This is a genomic window from Burkholderia sp. 9777_1386, from assembly GCF_015712265.1.
GTDB classification, from domain to species: Bacteria; Pseudomonadota; Gammaproteobacteria; order Burkholderiales; family Burkholderiaceae; genus Burkholderia; species Burkholderia cenocepacia.
The window spans coordinates 1-16,855 of record NZ_JACCQB010000072.1 but is presented as its reverse complement, the minus strand read 5'-3'; the positions used below and the strand labels follow the sequence as shown (position 1 = coordinate 16,855).

Annotated in this window: 15 protein-coding genes; 7 read left to right on the top strand and 8 right to left on the bottom strand. The window is 67.8% G+C overall.

Going from position 1 to position 16,855, the window contains the following annotated elements; genetic code table 11:
- Nucleotides 1-26 precede the first annotated feature (26 nt).
- Both H0X91_RS31695 and H0X91_RS31690 read right to left on the bottom strand, forming a co-directional pair.
- The gene (locus H0X91_RS31695; RefSeq protein ID WP_006483065.1) at nt 27-815 is read right to left on the bottom strand and encodes an SDR family NAD(P)-dependent oxidoreductase; all 789 of its coding nucleotides are present in this window, start codon (nt 813-815) and stop codon (nt 27-29) included.
- Between the two features lie 45 nt (nt 816-860).
- Complete coding sequence (locus H0X91_RS31690; protein WP_006483031.1) at nt 861-1,697, bottom strand: alpha/beta fold hydrolase; 837 nt, start codon at nt 1,695-1,697, stop codon at nt 861-863.
- Between the two features lie 137 nt (nt 1,698-1,834).
- On the opposite strand from H0X91_RS31690, the gene H0X91_RS31685 reads away from it, so the two are divergent.
- The 7 genes from H0X91_RS31685 to H0X91_RS31655 all read left to right on the top strand — a co-directional run bounded on the left by H0X91_RS31685 (nt 1,835) and on the right by H0X91_RS31655 (nt 10,150).
- Nucleotides 1,835-2,614: an SDR family oxidoreductase gene (locus H0X91_RS31685; protein WP_006483021.1), complete on the top strand. Its 780-nt coding sequence runs from the start codon at nt 1,835-1,837 to the stop codon at nt 2,612-2,614.
- 155 nt (nt 2,615-2,769) lie between these two features.
- Nucleotides 2,770-4,335: a DUF1302 domain-containing protein gene (locus tag H0X91_RS31680; RefSeq protein WP_084751473.1), complete on the top strand. Its 1,566-nt coding sequence runs from the start codon at nt 2,770-2,772 to the stop codon at nt 4,333-4,335.
- A 40-nt stretch (nt 4,336-4,375) separates the two neighbouring features.
- Nucleotides 4,376-5,758 carry a DUF1329 domain-containing protein gene (locus H0X91_RS31675; protein ID WP_062910464.1) on the top strand — a complete coding sequence of 461 codons (1,383 nt, stop codon included), beginning with the start codon at nt 4,376-4,378 and terminating at the stop codon, nt 5,756-5,758.
- A 99-nt stretch (nt 5,759-5,857) separates the two neighbouring features.
- Complete coding sequence (dmpE, locus tag H0X91_RS31670; protein WP_069351939.1) at nt 5,858-6,640, top strand: 2-oxopent-4-enoate hydratase; 783 nt, start codon at nt 5,858-5,860, stop codon at nt 6,638-6,640.
- 13 nt (nt 6,641-6,653) lie between these two features.
- Nucleotides 6,654-7,553: an acetaldehyde dehydrogenase (acetylating) gene (locus H0X91_RS31665; RefSeq protein WP_006483009.1), complete on the top strand. Its 900-nt coding sequence runs from the start codon at nt 6,654-6,656 to the stop codon at nt 7,551-7,553.
- A gap of 16 nt (nt 7,554-7,569) precedes the next feature.
- Nucleotides 7,570-8,601 carry a 4-hydroxy-2-oxovalerate aldolase gene (gene dmpG / locus H0X91_RS31660; RefSeq protein ID WP_006483010.1) on the top strand — a complete coding sequence of 344 codons (1,032 nt, stop codon included), beginning with the start codon at nt 7,570-7,572 and terminating at the stop codon, nt 8,599-8,601.
- Between the two features lie 169 nt (nt 8,602-8,770).
- The gene (locus H0X91_RS31655) at nt 8,771-10,150 is read left to right on the top strand and encodes an MFS transporter (protein ID WP_006494784.1); all 1,380 of its coding nucleotides are present in this window, start codon (nt 8,771-8,773) and stop codon (nt 10,148-10,150) included.
- A gap of 27 nt (nt 10,151-10,177) precedes the next feature.
- Here H0X91_RS31655 and H0X91_RS31650 read toward each other — a convergent pair whose 3' ends face one another.
- The 6 genes from H0X91_RS31650 to H0X91_RS31625 form a co-directional block, all read right to left on the bottom strand.
- Nucleotides 10,178-10,426, bottom strand: a complete 249-nt coding sequence (locus tag H0X91_RS31650) for a hypothetical protein (protein ID WP_034202298.1) — start codon at nt 10,424-10,426, stop codon at nt 10,178-10,180.
- Between the two features lie 414 nt (nt 10,427-10,840).
- Nucleotides 10,841-11,104, bottom strand: a complete 264-nt coding sequence (infA, locus tag H0X91_RS31645; RefSeq protein WP_006483034.1) for a translation initiation factor IF-1 — start codon at nt 11,102-11,104, stop codon at nt 10,841-10,843.
- A 463-nt stretch (nt 11,105-11,567) separates the two neighbouring features.
- Nucleotides 11,568-11,771, bottom strand: coding sequence for a cold-shock protein (locus tag H0X91_RS31640; RefSeq protein ID WP_006483056.1), 204 nt, complete (start codon nt 11,769-11,771; stop codon nt 11,568-11,570).
- A 290-nt stretch (nt 11,772-12,061) separates the two neighbouring features.
- Nucleotides 12,062-13,141: a Rieske 2Fe-2S domain-containing protein gene (locus tag H0X91_RS31635; RefSeq protein ID WP_006483025.1), complete on the bottom strand. Its 1,080-nt coding sequence runs from the start codon at nt 13,139-13,141 to the stop codon at nt 12,062-12,064.
- A gap of 67 nt (nt 13,142-13,208) precedes the next feature.
- The gene (locus H0X91_RS31630; protein ID WP_080324536.1) at nt 13,209-15,668 is read right to left on the bottom strand and encodes an efflux RND transporter permease subunit; all 2,460 of its coding nucleotides are present in this window, start codon (nt 15,666-15,668) and stop codon (nt 13,209-13,211) included.
- Nucleotides 15,669-15,761: 93 nt separating this feature from the next.
- Nucleotides 15,762-16,724, bottom strand: a complete 963-nt coding sequence (locus H0X91_RS31625; RefSeq protein ID WP_058903166.1) for a WD40/YVTN/BNR-like repeat-containing protein — start codon at nt 16,722-16,724, stop codon at nt 15,762-15,764.
- Nucleotides 16,725-16,855: the final 131 nt, after the last annotated feature.

The following is a 16,855-nucleotide window of genomic DNA, read 5'->3' as shown; positions in this document are numbered from 1 at the left end:
CTGTTCCGTTGCGCAAGCGCGCCGTATCAGCGCGCGGTAAACCCGCCGTCGATCACGAGCTCCGCGCCCGTCACGTAGCGGCCTGCCGGCGACACGAGATACAGGATGCCGGCCGCGATATCGCGCGGATTGCCGATCTTCGCCATCGGCACGTGCGTCTGCATGTACTCGAACGCGCGATCGGGGTCCTGGCCCATCTGGCGAAACGCGTCCTCGAGCATCGGCGTGCGGATATAGCCGGGATGCACCGAGTTCGCGCGGATGTTCTTCGCCGCGTACAGCATCGCGTCGACCTTTGCCATCATCCGCACCGCGGCCTTCGACGCGTGATACGCGGGCACGTCGGGGCCGCCGACGATCCCGTACATCGACGACAGGTTCACGATCGATCCGCCGCCGGCTGCGTCGATATGCGGAATCGCCGCGCGCGTGCACAGGAACACGCCGTTGACGTTCACGTCCTGCACGCGCTGCCATTGCGCGAGCGTGAGCTCGTGCGTCGGCACGTTGTGCCCTTCGATGCCCGCGTTGTTCACGAGCACGTCGAGGCGCCCGAAGCGCGCGACGATCTCGTCGAACACGCGCGCCACATCCGCCTCGTGCGTGACGTCGAGCGACCAGAATGCAGCCTGGCCGCCCTGTGCGCGGATGTCCTCGACCAGCGCTTGCGCCGGCTGCGACAGCACGTCGAGAATCGCGACGCTCGCGCCGGCCGCGGCCAGCGTACGCGCCGTCTCGGCGCCGATACCGCGCGCGCCGCCGGTGATCGCGGCCACCTTGCCGCGCAGGTCGAACAGTTCTTCGATGAGTTTCATGTCGTCTCCTTGTATTCGGATGGGCGCCTTCGAGCACATCCGGCGTTATCGCGTATTCCGCGCCGCAAGAAAATCGAGGCATTCCCGATTGAAATAATCGGCGTGCTCCACCATCACCCAATGGCCGCAGCGGTTCATCAGCACGAAGCGCGCATCGCGACAGCGTTCGAGGAAGGTCAGCGCGCCGCCGACCGGATTGAAGCGATCGTCCGTACCCCAGAAACCGAGCACCGGGCTGCGCAGATCGCCGAGCGCCGCGGTCAGGTTCGGCACGCTCATCGTCGACAGCACTTCGGTCGGCTGCTCGACGCATACCTTCATCCGCTCGGCGACGAGCGCGTCGGTGACGATCGCCGGATCGTGCACGAGCAGCGTCAGCAGTTCGCGCATCGTGTCGTCATTCATCTGGCGATGGGTGAACAGCTTCACCATCCGCTGAATCCCTTCCATCCGGAAATAGGTGTCGCGATCCTCGACGCCGCCGGGCGCCATCATGATCAGCCCGTCCACTTCGTCCGGGTAGTCGAGTGCGTATTTCAGCGCGATCGCGCCGCCGAGCGAATTGCCGAGCAGGACGGCCGGCCCGATCCCGAGCGCGGCGAGTTGCGCATGCAGCGCACCGACGAAGAAATCGAGCGTATAGGCGACGTCGGACGGCTTCGACGACTGCCCGTAGCCGGGCAGGTCGACGACGATCGCGCGATGGCCGGCCGCCGCGAACGCCGGATAGTTGTGCTTGAAGTTGCTGAAGCCGCTGGCGCCCGGCCCGCTGCCGTGAATGAACACCACCGGCCGGCCCTCGCCCGCCTCGAAATGATGCAGGCGCATGCCGCCCGGTACGTCGGTGAAGATGCCGGCCGGCGGCGTCGTGGGGGTCGTCATCGCGGATTGTCTCCTTCGTCGTTCGATGGATGCCTGCCACGATGATTGCGCCGCCGGCGCAGGCCGGCATCATCCTTTCAGACTACGAAGCCGCGCGCACTTGTTCCTATCATCGGTCCACCGAAACGGAGGCGACGATGAACGGATTCGACTACAGCGGCAAGACGGTGCTCGTGACGGGCGGCACCAAGGGCATCGGGCGGCGCATCGCCGAACGGTTCCTCGCGGCCGGGGCGCGCGTGTTCGTCTGCGGACGCAGCGCGCCCGATACGCCGCCGTCGGCGAATGGCCGCACGGCTGCCTTCGTCGCGGCCGACCTGCGCGACATCGAGCAGGTCGACGCGATGCTCGCGACGATTCGCGACATGGCCGGCGGCCTCGACGTGCTCGTCAACAACGCGGGCGGCTCGCCGTTCGCGCTCGCGGCCGATGCGTCGCCGCGCTTCACCGAATCAATCGTGCGGCTGAACCTGATCGCGCCGCTGCAACTCGCGCAACGCGTGAACGCGATCATGCAGCCGCAGTCCACGGGCGGCGTGATGCTGTTCATCGCGAGCGTCAGCGCATCGCGACCGTCGCCCGGCACGGCCGCGTACGGCGCCGCGAAAGCCGGCCTCGTCAACGCGGTCACGTCGCTCGCGGTCGAGTGGGCGCCGCGCGTGCGCGTGTGCGCGATCAGCCCGAGCCTCGTGCAGACCGACGCGGCGACCGAAGGCCACTACGGCGACGATGCCGCGCTCGACGCGATTCGCGCGACGATTCCCGCCGGCCGGCTCGCGACACCCGACGACGTCGCCGCCGCCTGCCTGTTCCTCGCATCGCCCGACGCGTCGTACACGTCGGGCGCGAACCTGCGACTCGACGGCGGCGGCGAACGGCCCGCGTTCCTGTCGGCCGCACGGACGGACGCGCGCTGAACCATGCGACGCACACGGTGCGCAGCCGGTCGTTGCCGATGCTAGGGAAGTCCTCTAGTTCATTTTGACGATTCCCTGCTACCGCGATCTCCCTACTCTGCCTCTCACGACAACACACAGAGTCGACCGTCGTCGATACCCCAAGAGGAGACACCATGCATCAACGGATTTCGCGCCGTACCGACAAGCGGGCCGCCGCCACGCTGTCGACGCTGGCCGCCGCGCTGCTGACGTGCGCCGTTCCGGACGCACACGCCGGCAGCACGATCGCGCTCGGCGCCGACACGACGCTGGACTCTACGTTCACGCTCAGTTACGGCCTCGGCATGCGCACCCGTGCGCCGAGCGGCAATCTGCTGACGCCGGCGAACATCAACGGTGACGACGGCGATCGCAACTTCGCGAAGAACAAGCTGATCGAGAACCAGGTCAGCCTGCTCGGCGAAGTGAACCTGAAGCATGACGACTGGGGGATATTCGTTCGCGCGGACACGTTCTACGACCAGGCGTATCGGCGCCCGAACTACAACGACGCGCCGGGCACCGTGAACCACTCCGGCCAGTACAACGACTTCACGAGCGACGCGCGCTACTGGTCGGGCGGCCACACGACGCTGCTCGCCGCGTACGCGTACAACACGTTCCATCTCGGTTCGACGAGCCTGAACGTGAAGGTCGGCGATCAGGTGGTCGCCTGGGGCGAAAGCCTGTTCTTCCCGAACATCGCGGGCGCACAGGGGCCGTCCGACGCGACCAAGTCGTACATGGCCGGCGCCGAGGTCAAGGACATCCTGCTGCCGGTGCCGCAGATCTCGACGCAGTGGCAGATCACGCCGAACTTCAGCCTGCTCGGCTACTACCAGTTCTCGTACCAGCAGAACCGGCTGACCGCGCCCGGCACGTACTGGAGCTACTCCGACGTCACGGGCCCCGGCGCGCAATACATCATCGGCCCGGGCGGGATGATCATTCCGCGCGGCCCGGACGACAAGCCGAGCGCACGCAACCAGTGGGGGATCGGCGCGCGCTTTCGCATACTCGGCGACACCGAGCTCGGCGTGTACCACCTGCACTACAACGACATGAACCCGAGCGTCGTCACGACGTACTTCCCGACGCTGCAGTACCAGCAGAAGTATTTCAGCAACATCAAGCTGACCGGCGCGAGCTTCTCGACGCAGGTCGGCCCGGTGAACGTCGCGGGCGAAGTGTCGTACCGCCAGGGCGCGGCCGTGCTGGTCAATACGGCGACCGGCCCGCAGTCGACCCGCGCGAACGTGCTGCAGACCAATCTGTCCGGCATCTACTCGATCGGGCCGAGCTTCCTCGCGAACTCGCAATCGCTGATCGGCGAACTCACGTACGTGCACGCAGGCAGCATCTCGGCGCTCGACGGCTCGACCACGCTGTCGAATTCGCGCAACGCGCTCGCGATGGAGATCGCGTGGACGCTCAGCTACAAGAACGTGTTCAACGGCTGGGATCTCGACGTGCCGCTGACCTACACGCACGACCTGACGGGCACGTCGCCGCTCGCCGGCGCACTCGGCTCGCTGACGGGCCAGGGCGATCACCGCGTGACGGCCGGGCTGACCTTCACGCGCCTGAGCAACCTGCAGCTGTCGCTCGTCTATGCCAAGTTCCTCGGCTCGCCGAACCTGGTCACGCGTCCACTCTCGGATCGCGACTACGTACTGGCCACGGCGACCTATCACTTCTGAGCGGCCCGGCCGCTCGTCACTCAGCAACAAGAGGATTGATATGAAACGCATTCATCTCCCCCTCCTTCGCGCCTCGGTGATGGCCGCGTGCGCGGTCGTCGCGACGGCGTCGTTCCCGAAGGTCACGCCGGACGACCTGAAGGCGCTCGACGGCCCGCTGACGCCGATGGGCGCGCTGCGCGCCGCGAGCAAGGACAACGGCGTGCCGGAGTGGTCGGGCAAGTGGCTCGGCACGCCGCCCGACGTGCAGTACAAGCGCGGCGGCCGCTACCCCGATCCGTTCGCGAACGAGAAGCCGATCGCGACGATCACCGCGGACAACATGGCGCAGTATGCGGAGCATCTGACCGACGGTCAGAAGGCGATGTTCAAGCGCTATCCGGCCACGTTCAAGATCAACGTCTACCCGAGTCATCGCGATTTCCGCTACACCGATTCCGTCTACAAGGACATCCGCACGTACGCGCCCGATTCGACGATGACGTCCGACGCGAACGGGCTGACCAACGCGCCGCCGCAGGTGCCCTATCCGATCCCGAAGACGGCGGCCGAGCTGCTGTGGAATCAGCGCATGTCGTCGGCGATCGGTGCAGAACAGGCAACCTACGACCAGGCGGTCGTCTATTCCGACGGCAACATCGCGTGGGGCAAGGTGCGCTACGACATCTACTCGCCGCGCAACGTCGGCAAGTACGACGTGAAGAATGACCTGAACAACCGCACGTTCTACCGCAACGCGACGGAGCTGCCGCTGTCCGACCGCGGCTCGCTGATCGTCGGCTTCCAGAACTGGGACAAGGCCGGCGCGGACAACGCGTCGCGCACGTGGATGTACAACCCCGGCACCCGGCGCGTGCGCCAGGCGCCGGAATACGGCTATGACCAGCCGCAGGGCCCGGGCGGCTTCCGCACCGTCGACGACGATCGCCTGTACAACGGCCCCGGCGACCGCTACGACTGGAAGATCGTCGGCAAGCGCGAGATCTACGTGCCGTACGACAACTACAAGGCGATGGACAGCTCGGTCAAGTATGCGGACCTGCTGACCAAGGGGCATGAAAACCCGGCGTACATCCGCTACGAACTGCATCGCGTGTGGGTGCTGCAGGCGACGCTGAAGAGCAACTACCGTCATCAGTATGCGAAGCGCGTGCTGTACATCGACGAGGATTCCTGGATGACGCTGCTCGCCGACAACTACGACGCGCGCGGACAGCTGTGGCGCACCAACGTCGCGACGACGCTGTATGCGTACGACGCGAAGACGTTCTATCCGGGCGTCGTGTTCTTCCACGACCTGATCTCCGGCGCATACATGGCCGACCGCCTCACCAACGAAGGCCCGATGCCGAAGCTCGACAACAGCCCGCAGTTCAGCGAAGCGTACTTCTCGCCGGACGCGATCCGTAGTTCGGGTAACTGATCGATCGACGCGGCCTGCCCGCGCTCCACGCGCCGGAGCCCCGCTCCGGCGCACGACGCCGCCCGCGACGGCGGCCTTTTTCCATTCGAGGGCCCTTTCATGTCTTCCCGCCTGCATACGACGCTCGGCGACGAGCTGTACGCCGCGTGGCACGCGCGCGCGCCGGTCGCGCCGCTGTCGAGCCGCCCGCGCCGTCTGTCGCTCGACGATGCCTATCTCATCCAGCAGCGCTTCATCGAACGCCGCGTCGAACACGGCGAAGCGGTCGTCGGCAAGAAGATCGGCGTGACGAGCCAGGCCGTGCAGGACATGCTCAACGTGCGCCAGCCCGATTTCGGCATCCTGCTGTCCGGCATGCACCATGCGGCCGGCGAAGCGATCGCGACCGACTCGCTGATCGCGCCGCGCGCCGAGGGCGAGATCGCGTTCATCCTCGCGCACGACCTGCGCGGCCCCGGCATCGACCGCACCGACGTGATCGCCGCGACGGCCGCCGTCGCGCCCTGCTTCGAGATCGTCGATTCGCGCATCCGCGACTGGGCGATCCGGATCGAGGACACCGTCGCCGACAACGCTTCGTGCGGTGTGTACGTACTCGGCGATGCGCGCGTCGATCCGCGCACGCTCGATCTCGCCGCCTGCGAGATGACGATCGAGAAAAACGGCGAGCCCGTCGCGCGCGGTCGCGGCGATGCGGCGCTCGGCCATCCCGCCGATGCGGTCGCGTGGCTCGCGAACACGCTCGCCGCCTACGACGTGCCGCTGCTTGCCGGCGAGATCGTGCTGTCCGGCTCGCTCGCGAAACTGATTCCGGTCGCGGCCGGCGACACGCTGTCGATGCACATCGCCGGCATCGGCGGCTGCGACGTCCGCTTTATCTAAAGGAACACTCCCGATGAAGAAAATCAAATGCGCATTGATCGGGCCGGGCAACATCGGCACCGATCTCTTGTACAAGCTGCGCCGTTCGCCGGTGCTCGAACCCGTGTGGATGGTCGGCGTCGACCCGGCATCCGACGGCCTCGCACGCGCGCGCGAGTTCGGCCTGAAAACCACCGACAAGGGGGTCGACGGGCTGCTGCCGCACGTCGTCGGCGACGAGATCCGCATCGCGTTCGACGCGACGTCGGCATACGTGCATCGCGACAATTCCGACAAGCTCACCGCGCTCGGCGTGAAGATGATCGACCTGACGCCCGCGGCGATCGGGCCGTATTGCGTGCCGCCGGTGAACCTCGACGCGCATCTCGACAGCGCGCAGACGAACGTGAACATGGTGACCTGCGGCGGCCAGGCGACGATTCCGATGGTGTATGCGGTGTCGCGCGTACAGCCGGTCGCGTACGGCGAGATCGTCGCGACCGTGTCGTCGCGCTCGGTCGGCCCCGGCACGCGCAAGAACATCGACGAGTTCACGCGCACGACGTCCGGCGCGATCGAACAGGTCGGCGGCGCACGCAAGGGCAAGGCGATCATCGTCATCAACCCGGCCGAGCCGCCGCTGATCATGCGCGACACGATCCACTGCCTGACCGACGGGCCGCCCGACGTCGACGCGATCACCGCGTCCGTGCATGCGATGGTCAAGGAAGTGCAACGCTACGTGCCCGGCTACACGTTGAAGAACGGCCCGGTGTTCGACGGCAATCGCGTGTCGGTGTTCATGGAAGTCGAGGGGCTCGGCGACTACCTGCCGAAGTACGCGGGCAACCTCGACATCATGACCGCCGCCGCGGCCGCCACGGCCGAGCGTTTCGCCGAACAGATGCTGGCCGCGACGGCCGCCACCGCTTGAGCCGAGGAGCCACACGATGTCACTTGCAGGCAAGAAGATCACCGTCCACGACATGTCGCTGCGCGACGGGATGCACCCGAAGCGCCACCAGATCACGCTCGACCAGATGCGCGACATCGCGCGCGGGCTCGACGCGGCCGGCGTGCCGCTGATCGAGGTCACGCACGGCGACGGCCTCGGCGGCGCGTCGGTCAACTACGGGTTTCCCGCGCACACCGACGAGGCGTACCTGAGCGCCGTGATTCCGGAGCTGAAACAGGCCCGGGTGTCCGCGCTGCTGCTGCCCGGCATCGGCACCGTCGAGCACCTGCGCATGGCGCACGCACTCGGCGTCGGCACGATCCGCGTCGCGACGCACTGCACCGAGGCCGACGTGTCCGAGCAGCATATCGGCCTCGCACGCACGCTCGGGCTCGACACGGTCGGCTTCCTGATGATGGCGCACATGTCGTCGCCGGCACAGCTCGTCGTACAGGCGAAGCTGATGGAGTCGTACGGCGCGAACTGCATCTACATCACCGATTCGGCCGGCCACATGCTGCCCGACGACGTGACCGCGCGAATCGGCCAGGTGCGCGACGCGCTGAAGCCGGAGACGGAGCTCGGCTTCCACGGCCACCACAACCTCGCGATGGGCGTCGCGAATTCGGTCGCGGCGGTCGCCGCCGGCGCGAACCGGATCGACGCGGCGGCGGCCGGCCTCGGCGCCGGCGCGGGCAACACGCCGATGGAAGTGTTCGTCGCGGTGTGCGACCGGATGGGGATCGAAACGGGCGTCGACGTATTCGCGATTTCCGACGTCGCCGAGGATCTCGTCGTGCCGATCATGGATGCGCCGATCCGTCTCGACCGCGACGCGCTGACGCTCGGCTATGCGGGCGTCTACTCGTCGTTCCTGCTGTTCGCGAAGCGTGCGGAAGCGAAGTACGGGATTCCGGCGCGCGACATCCTCGTCGAGCTGGGCCGTCAGCGGCTCGTCGGCGGGCAGGAGGACATGATCGAGGATGCGGCGCTGACGATGGTGCGGGCGCGGGAGGTGGCGGCGTAGGCGGACGAGGTCGTGCACGGCCGACCAACGGAAACGGGGCGCAAGCCCCGTTCGTCGTTGGATGCACGGGCATGTCGATTGCGCGCGCCCGGGGCACCCGCCTGCTGACACCACGCTGTCAGCAGGCGGGCCCTAAGCTCGAACGTCCGACACCCGAGGAGCATCGCCCGTGGCCCATACCGGAGAACTGGCCGCACTGGCCGAGCGCGCCGTCAAACGACGCGGCGTCACCCTGCTGACCCTGTGCCTCGCCGTACTCGTCGCGCAGGTCGACACGGCCGTCGTCAATCTCGCGACGCGCGCCATCGGCGCCTATTTCCACGCCGGTGTCGGTGCATTGCAATGGGTCGTCGACAGCTACAACCTCACGTACGCGGTGCTGCTGCTGACCGGCGGCCTGCTCGCCGACCTGTACGGCCGGCGCCGCATCTTCATGGCCGGCACGGCCGTTTTCACGCTTGCGTCGTTGCTGTGCGCGCTCGCGCCGTCGGTATCGGTGCTGATCGCCGCACGTGCGCTGGCCGGCGTCGGCGCGGCGTTGTTGCTGCCGGCGTCGCTTGCGATCGTGCGCGTCGTGTGGCGCGATCCGGTCGCGCGCGGCCGCGCGCTCGGCATCTGGGCCGCGTGCAACGGCGTCGCGATGGCGCTCGGCCCGACGCTCGGCGGCGTGCTGATCCGGCACTTCGGCTGGCGCAGCATCTTTTTCGTCGTCGTGCCGCTGAGCGTCGCCGCGATGCTGCTCGCGATTCCGGCCGTACCCGAATCGTCCGATCCGCACGGCCGTCATTTCGACGGTGCGGCGCAAGTCGCGGGCGCACTCGCGCTCGGCGCGCTCGCGTATGCGGCGATCGTGTTCCGCGACGCACCGGTCGCCTGCACGATCGCCGGCTGCATCGCGGTCGCGTCGTTCGTCGCGTTCGTGGCGATCGAGCGCCACCACGGAGAATCCGCGCTGGTGCCGCTGGACCTCTTCCGGATCAGCGCATTTCGCGGCGCGATCGCCGCGACCACCGGCATGACGTTCGGAATGTACGGCGTGCTGTTCCTCCTGCCGCTGACGTGGCAAAGCGTCGGCCGCCTCGATTCGACCGGCGCGGGGCTCGCGCTGCTGCCGATGGCGCTCGTGTTCGTCGTCGTGTCGCCGTGGTCGGGGCCGTTGTCGGAGCGTATCGGCACGCGTGCGACGACGGCCGGCGGTGTCGCCGTGATCGCGAGCGGGCTCGCCGCGATCGGCGCATCGGCCGAGTCAGCGAGCCTGCTCGGCGCTGAAATCGGGCTGGCGTTGACGGGGCTCGGGATGGGGATCGCGACGGGCCCGCTGATGACCGTCGCGGTCGGTGCGGTCGACGCGGCGCGTTCGGGCACCGCCAGCGCGCTCGTCAACGTCGCGCGAATGACCGGCGCGACGCTCGGCATCGCGGTGCTCGGCACGGCGTTCGCAGCCGCGCATGGCGGCGCGGCCGGCCTGCGCGTCGCGATGCTCGCCGGCGCGGCGGTTCAACTGACGGGCGCGGCGGTATCGGCGGTCAGCGTGCAGCGGGCGGCATGACGCGACACATGCGCACCCGCCGTTCGCTCAATGGTGCTTCCCGCCATGTTTGCGCGCCCGGTGCTCGGCGCGCTTGCGCAGCAGCACCGGCATCAGTTCCTCGATGTACTGGCGCGCCTGCCCGCGCGTGACGATCTCGCTGAAGCGCTGATGCGCGTGATCCTGGCCAACCAGCGCCGCATGCGCTTTCCTCAGGATGTGCAGATAGGCGATCAGGCTCGTGCCATCGCGCACGGGCAGCGCATCGCGCGGGTCCGGCGTCGGGGTGGTACTCATGCTCGGATCCTTTGCGGACAATCGGTCCGGCAGGTCGTCGTGACGAGCCCGCACCGAAGGGATTGAAAGCCGCGTGCGGGCCGCGAATTGCCGACGAGTGTACGACCGCGCCGGCCCGCGCGTAAAGCCGCCGGCGAACGACGTCGCAACGGGTGCGTTCAGTCGCCGGCCGGTGCGGACGACGATGCGTTTCGCCCGGCTCGTGCGGTTCGGAACGGGGAGACTTGCTGCAGGACGCGGCCGCCTGAGCGTGGTACACGCACGGCGCCGGCAAAGGCGAGAGAAGCCGCCGCGGCGCGATGGCGCCGCGGCGACCGGCGAACGGCACACCGTGCGTCGTTCAGCCGGTTCGTCCGGCCGTGCGGCCGGACGGGTGTCGATCGGTGCGCGCTGCGGCGCACCGATGGTGGCCGCTTAGCGGCGCGGCTGCCCGCTTCGCGGCGGACGCGGCGAATTCGCGTCCTTGTGCCGGAAGTTGATGCGGCCCTTGGTGAGGTCGTACACCGACAGTTCGAGCGTCACGCGATCGCCCGCGAGAATGCGGATGTGGTTCTTGCGCATGCGGCCCGACGCGTATGCGCCGACCACGACGCCGTTTTCCAGCGTGACACGGTATTTGCTGTCCGGCAGCACTTCGTCGACGATTCCGTCCAGTTCCAGCAGTTCTTCTTTTGCCAAACCAATTCCTCCAGACAAGGTGATTGACCGCGGCCGGCGACTGCCCGGCGCCGATTCCCGCAAACGGGACGGCGGCAGGCAGGCTGCCGGGATCGGTTCGTTCAGACGGGCCTCGGGCCTGTCTTGCGATCGGAGCCCGGCGCGTTGCGACGTTCGGGCGGTCGGTGGCTGCGGCGCCAGCAGCGCCGCGCAAGTCGGGACCGCGCCAGCTACGGCATGGCGGCGGTCTGCTCGGGTTGATGCGTTGAAGCGGTGATGCGCTCGCAAAACGGCTTGCGCTTCGCGAGGGCGTTGCGTCGCATGCGGTTCAGGCATGCGATGAGGGAGGCGTCACGACCGATGCATCGTGAATGTCGCGATGCATCGGTCGTGCGCATCGGAACGCACAGGCGCCGTCAGGCAGCGCCCCGCGCGATACTCCATCCGGCACCGGCCGCCGATCGGCGACCGCTGCCGATGCGGCTTACTGCGGCGTGATGTTCGACGCTTGCAGACCCTTCGGGCCACGCTTCACTTCGAAGCTGACCTTCTGGCCTTCGGCCAGGGTCTTGAAGCCCGTGCCGCGAATTTCCGAGAAATGGGCGAACAGATCGTCGCCGCCGTTGTCCGGGGAAATGAAACCAAAGCCCTTGGTTTCGTTGAACCACTTGACGGTACCGGTATCCACAAATACTTCCTTAATACAAATGACGAATGGTGAACATGCGCCCGCGACGGGCACAGAAAGAATCAAAGAGGGAGAGACCAACGACTGCCGCACGGTGTGCGGCCAATGATGAGCAATCGAACTTCTTGACGACTTCGGTCTCGGACACTACGCGGTAGCGACCGTTTCGTCAAGTTCTTTTGGTGCGGCGCACAAGCGCAGGTGCCCGGCGCGCCTTCTGCGGCGGGTGTTGCCGGCCGATCGACGCGCTTTCGATACGCCCCTCTTTTCCGGCCGGCCTGCCCCCTTTTTTACTGCGGCTCGAACACGTGATGCAGCGCCGGCGGCGCGTCGCCTTCGCGAATGCGCATCTCGAACGCCTTGCGCGCGACGCTCGCGGGCCGCACGTCGGCCACGTCCAGGTAGAACTGCGAATACCAGTCGCGCATCTGGTACAGCGGGCCGTCGCCTTCGCACAGCAGCGGGTTGTCGATCCGCGTCTTGCTGTGCCAGATGTCCACGTCCTCGTAGAACGCGCGCTGCGCTTCCTTCACGTACGCATTCGCGATCTCCATGTTCTGCTCGTCGGACAGTCCGGCCACCTTCTTCACGATCACGCCGTACCGCAGCTCGAAGCTGTTCATGTCGATCGGCACGTGGCAGTTCAGCAGCACCGAATGGATCGGCTGCCCGTTGCTCTGCCCCGTCATCTGCGTGATGTGCACGGCCGGCCCGAAATAGGTCGACAGCGCGGTCAGGCTGTCGCCGCCGAGCTTCTCGCTGCGGCCGACCAACAACTGCGTCGCCTTGTGGTGCTCGAACAGGTTCGCGAAATAGTCGATCGGCGCACGGTGCACGGTCGCGAAGTGCGCGACGTCCGAGATGTTGTCGACCAGCTCGCGGCAATTCGCGTGGATCACCATCTTGTCGATGACCCAGCCCGACCATTCGTCCGAGAAACACACGTCGAGGCGCGGAATCGCGACCTCGGCCGGCGGCGCATGGCCTTCCGGGTCGTTCCACACGAACAGCAGGTTGTTTTCCTCGCAGGTCGGCCACGCGCCGATGCGCGCCTTCGGCGGAATCCGCTTGCAGTACGGAATCGACGCGCACTGGCCTTCGCCGTTCCACGCCCAGCCGTGGAACGGGCACACGAGGGTGTCGCCCTGGACCGTGCCGAGGCTCAGGTCGGCGCCCATGTGCGGGCAATAGGCGTCGACGACGTTGACCTTGCCGGTCGAATCGGCGAACGCGGCGAGCTTGCGGCCGAAGATGTTCAGCGTATGCGGCTTGCCGTCCTGGTAGTCGCGGGCGAGGCCGAGGCAGTGCCAGCCGCGCGCATAGCGCTGCGCGAGCGGCTGGGCTTCGATCTTGTAAGGGCGTGCGGACATGTGGGTTGACTCCTCTTGTGGAGAGCGCGCGGCGGCCCGCCGCGCGCGGGGAAAATCGGCGCGCCGTTCAGCGCACCGGGTTGCCGTGTTCGAGTGCGGGCGCCGGCTGCGGCGGCGCGGGGGTCGCCGGCGACGGCTGCTGCTTCGGCAGGCGGCGCTCGGCACGCTCGACGCCGAGCCACGCGGCGAGCGCGGGCAGCAGGAACACCGCGCCGAACAGGTTCACGAGGAACATGAACGCGAGCAGCACGCCCATGTCGACCTGGAACTTCAGCGCGGAGAACGCCCACGTGCCGACGCCGATGAACATCGTGATGGCCGTGAACAGCGCCGCCGTGCCGCGCTGGCGCATCGCATCGGCGAACGCGTCCGGCAGCGTCGCGCCGTGGCGGAGGTCGTGCTGCAGGCGCTCGTACAGGTAGATCCCGTAGTCGACGCCGACGCCCACGCCGAGCGTGATCACCGGCAGCGTCGCGACCTTCAGCCCGATGCCGAGCCGCGCCATCACCGCGTTGCACAGGATCGACACGAGCGTGAGCGGCACGATGATGCACAGCACCGCGCGCCACGAGCGGAACGTGAGCGCGCAGAGCAGCGCGATCGCGCCGAAGATCGACAGCAGCATCGCGATCTCCGCGTCGCCGACCGCCTCGTTGGTCGCGGCCATCACGCCGACGTTGCCGCCCGCGAGCCGGAACGCGACGTTCGGCGTCGGATTCTCGGCCGCGAAGCGCTTGATCTCGTCGACGATGTGCGCGATGGTCGTGCCTTCGTGGTTCTTCGTGTAGATCAGGACCTGGATCGCCTTGCAGTTCGCGGTGTTCATCCCGTTGTCGGGATCGAACGCGTTGGCGCCCTGCGTGAGCCCGTCGCTGGAACGCGGCAGCGCGGCCCAGCGCGGGTTGCCTTCGTTGAACGCGGCGATGAACACCTTGCCCTGCGACGCCACGCTCGTCACCGACTGCACGCCGGCCACGCCGCGCATGTTCATCTCGAACCGTTCGATCGCGCTCATCACCGGGTAATGCAGGCATGCGTCGTCGAAGCCGGTCGTCTCGACGATCACCGACAGCACATCCACGCCGATGTTGTACTGGTGCGTGATCGCCGCGTTGTCGACGTTGTAGCGCGAGTTCGCGCGCAGCTCCGGCGCGCCGGTGCCGATGTCGCCGATCTCCAGCCGGCGCGATTCGAGCGTGCCGTACGCGAGCAGCGCGAGCGCCACCGCGAACACGCCGAGCGCCGGCGCCGGCCGCGCGAACACCGCGAAGCGCGACCACATCCGGCTGCCGCCGGCCGCCGCGGTGCGCTGCGCGCGCGCCAGCGTGCCGGGCTCGAGCCGCGTGTACGACAGCAGGATCGGCAGGAACACCTTGTTGGTCACGATCATCAGCAGCACGCCAAGGCATGCGGTGATGCCGAGTTCACGCACGATGTCGATCCTGATCCGCATGATCACCATGAAGCCGAGCGCGTTGGTCAGCAGCGCGACGGTGCCCGGCACGAACAGCTTGCGGAACGCGTCGCGCGCGGCGTCGACCGACGACGCGCCGCGCACCAGCGCCTGCTTCCACGCGTTGGTCATCTGCACCGCGTGCGACACGCCGATCGAGAAGATCAGGAACGGCACGAGGATCGACATCGGGTCGATGCCGAGCCCGAGCAGCGGCAGCGCGCCGAGCAGCCAGACGACCGGCAGCAGCGCGACGACGAGCGCCAGCGCGGTGGTCTTCAGCGAACGCGTATACGCGAACAGCAGCGCGGCCGTGACGAGGAACGCGAGCGCGAAGAACGCCATCACGCCGGCGATCCCGGCTTCGACGTCGCCCACCAGCTTCGCGAAGCCGATGATGTTCACGTCGATGCCCCGTTTCGCGTACTTCGCGCGAATCTCCTCCAGCTGGTGCGCGACCGCGCTGTAGTCGAGCCGCTTGCCGGTCGCGGGATCGGTCTCGCGCAGTTCCGCGCGGATCAGCGCCGACTTCAGGTCGTTGCCGACCAGCCGGCCGATCTGCCCCGATCTCGCGACGTTGCGGCGCACCTTCGCGAGATCGTCCGGGTTCGCGCTCGAGAACTGGCCGGGCACCACCACGTCGCCGCGAAAACCGGCCTCGGTCACCTCGGTGTAGTGGACGTTCGGCGTGAACAGCGAGAACACGCGCGAACGGTTCACGCCGGGGATGAAGAACACGTCGTCGGTCGCGTGGCGCAGCGCGTCCATGAAGGTCTGGTTGTAGATGTCGCCGTCACCCTTCCAGCGCAGGCTCACGAGGATCGTGTTCGCGCCGGGGAACGCCCCCGCGTAGCGTTCGAACACCTGCATGTACGGGTGCTGCATCGGGATCATCTTGTTGAAGCCCGGATCGAGCTTCAGCCGCGTCGCGGACAGCCCGAGCGCGAGCGTCACCGCGACGCACAGCAGCATCAGCAGCCGGCGCCGGCGGATGATCGTGTTGGCGCAGCGCTCGACGAACGTGGCGAGGCGCGACGCGGAAACGGCTTCAGGGGGACGGGACAGGTCGTTCATGGAGTTCTCGTGTCGGGACGGACGGGCGATGCGAAACGAACGGATACGGGCGAAAAACGGCGGCTGCATCGATCGCGGCCGCCGGGCCGCGCGTCAGGACGGCAACACGGCGAGCGGCGCGACGCCGGATTCGCCGCCGAGCAGCAGCGCGCCGTGCCCCATGTCGAGCACGGCCGCGAGGCTCTGCACGCCGCCGAGCTTGCGTACGTCGAAAGTCAGCCCGCCGTCTTTCGACACGACGATCGCGCCGCCCTGGCCGACCAGCACGAGTTCGCCATCCGCGAGCTGCGTCGCGCCGAAATACGACACCGGCACGTGGCTGTCGACGTGCGTCCAGGTCGCGCCGTGATCGGTGCTGCGCACCACGTTGCCGCGCATCCCGTATGCGACCCAGTCGCCGTTCGCGAGCATCAGCGCGCCGAACAGCGAACCCGCGTACGGCGACGGCGGCTTGTCCCACGTGACGCCGTTGTCGGCCGAGCGCAGCAGCGTGCCGCTCTCGCCCGCGACCAGCAGGTTGCCGCGGCCGTCACCGACGATCGCGTTCAGGTGGCGGTCGCCGGCCGGCGTCTTCACCGTCTGCCAGTTGACACCCGCATCGTCCGAGCGCAGCAGCTGGCCGAAGCTGCCGGCCGCGAACAGCGGGCCGTCGGCGGTACCCCAGATCGACAACAGCGGATCGGAATGGTCGTGGTCGATGTGCACCTCGCGCCAGTGCATGCCCGCGTCGTCGCTGCGCACGATCCGCCCGTCGTGGCCGACCGCGACCCCGAGCGTCGGCGTGATGAAGCGGACCTGCGTGAGCGTCGATGCCGGGTCGCGCGCGATCGCCGCCGGCCGCCAGTGCGCACCCGCGTCGTCGCTCAGCAGGATCACGCCGCGCTCGCCGACCGCGACGATGCGCGTCGTGCCGGCACGGGCGAGCCCGTTGATCTGCAATCGGTCGGCATGGATCGCGGTGACCGGGAACGCCGGCAGCGGGCGCGGCGAGAATGCGAACAGCGCGGCGCCGAGCACGAGCGCCGATATCGCGAGTCCGGGCAAGGTTCGTTTCATGCTTGTCTCCTTATATCTTCGATTTGCTTCAAACTTCAGTGGTGGCGCGCCGTTTGGCGCGCTGCTTTGCCGGTTGGCGGCTACGGCACAGCTTGTGTCTCCTGCGAGCCGTTAAGCTCGAATCACAGCTC

What these genes read in the sequence shown, in the direction of transcription:
- H0X91_RS31665 (WP_006483009.1), top strand. Translation starts at nt 6,654, where the DNA reads ATGAAGAAAATCAAATGCGCATTGATCGGGCCGGGCAACATCGGCACC.
- H0X91_RS31630 (WP_080324536.1), bottom strand. Translation starts at nt 15,668, where the DNA reads ATGAACGACCTGTCCCGTCCCCCTGAAGCCGTTTCCGCGTCGCGCCTC.
- H0X91_RS31695 (WP_006483065.1), bottom strand. Translation starts at nt 815, where the DNA reads ATGAAACTCATCGAAGAACTGTTCGACCTGCGCGGCAAGGTGGCCGCG.
- H0X91_RS31625 (WP_058903166.1), bottom strand. Translation starts at nt 16,724, where the DNA reads ATGAAACGAACCTTGCCCGGACTCGCGATATCGGCGCTCGTGCTCGGC.
- H0X91_RS31685 (WP_006483021.1), top strand. Translation starts at nt 1,835, where the DNA reads ATGAACGGATTCGACTACAGCGGCAAGACGGTGCTCGTGACGGGCGGC.
- H0X91_RS31680 (WP_084751473.1), top strand. Translation starts at nt 2,770, where the DNA reads ATGCATCAACGGATTTCGCGCCGTACCGACAAGCGGGCCGCCGCCACG.
- H0X91_RS31675 (WP_062910464.1), top strand. Translation starts at nt 4,376, where the DNA reads ATGAAACGCATTCATCTCCCCCTCCTTCGCGCCTCGGTGATGGCCGCG.
- H0X91_RS31690 (WP_006483031.1), bottom strand. Translation starts at nt 1,697, where the DNA reads ATGACGACCCCCACGACGCCGCCGGCCGGCATCTTCACCGACGTACCG.
- H0X91_RS31635 (WP_006483025.1), bottom strand. Translation starts at nt 13,141, where the DNA reads ATGTCCGCACGCCCTTACAAGATCGAAGCCCAGCCGCTCGCGCAGCGC.
- dmpG (WP_006483010.1), top strand. Translation starts at nt 7,570, where the DNA reads ATGTCACTTGCAGGCAAGAAGATCACCGTCCACGACATGTCGCTGCGC.
- H0X91_RS31650 (WP_034202298.1), bottom strand. Translation starts at nt 10,426, where the DNA reads ATGAGTACCACCCCGACGCCGGACCCGCGCGATGCGCTGCCCGTGCGC.
- dmpE (WP_069351939.1), top strand. Translation starts at nt 5,858, where the DNA reads ATGTCTTCCCGCCTGCATACGACGCTCGGCGACGAGCTGTACGCCGCG.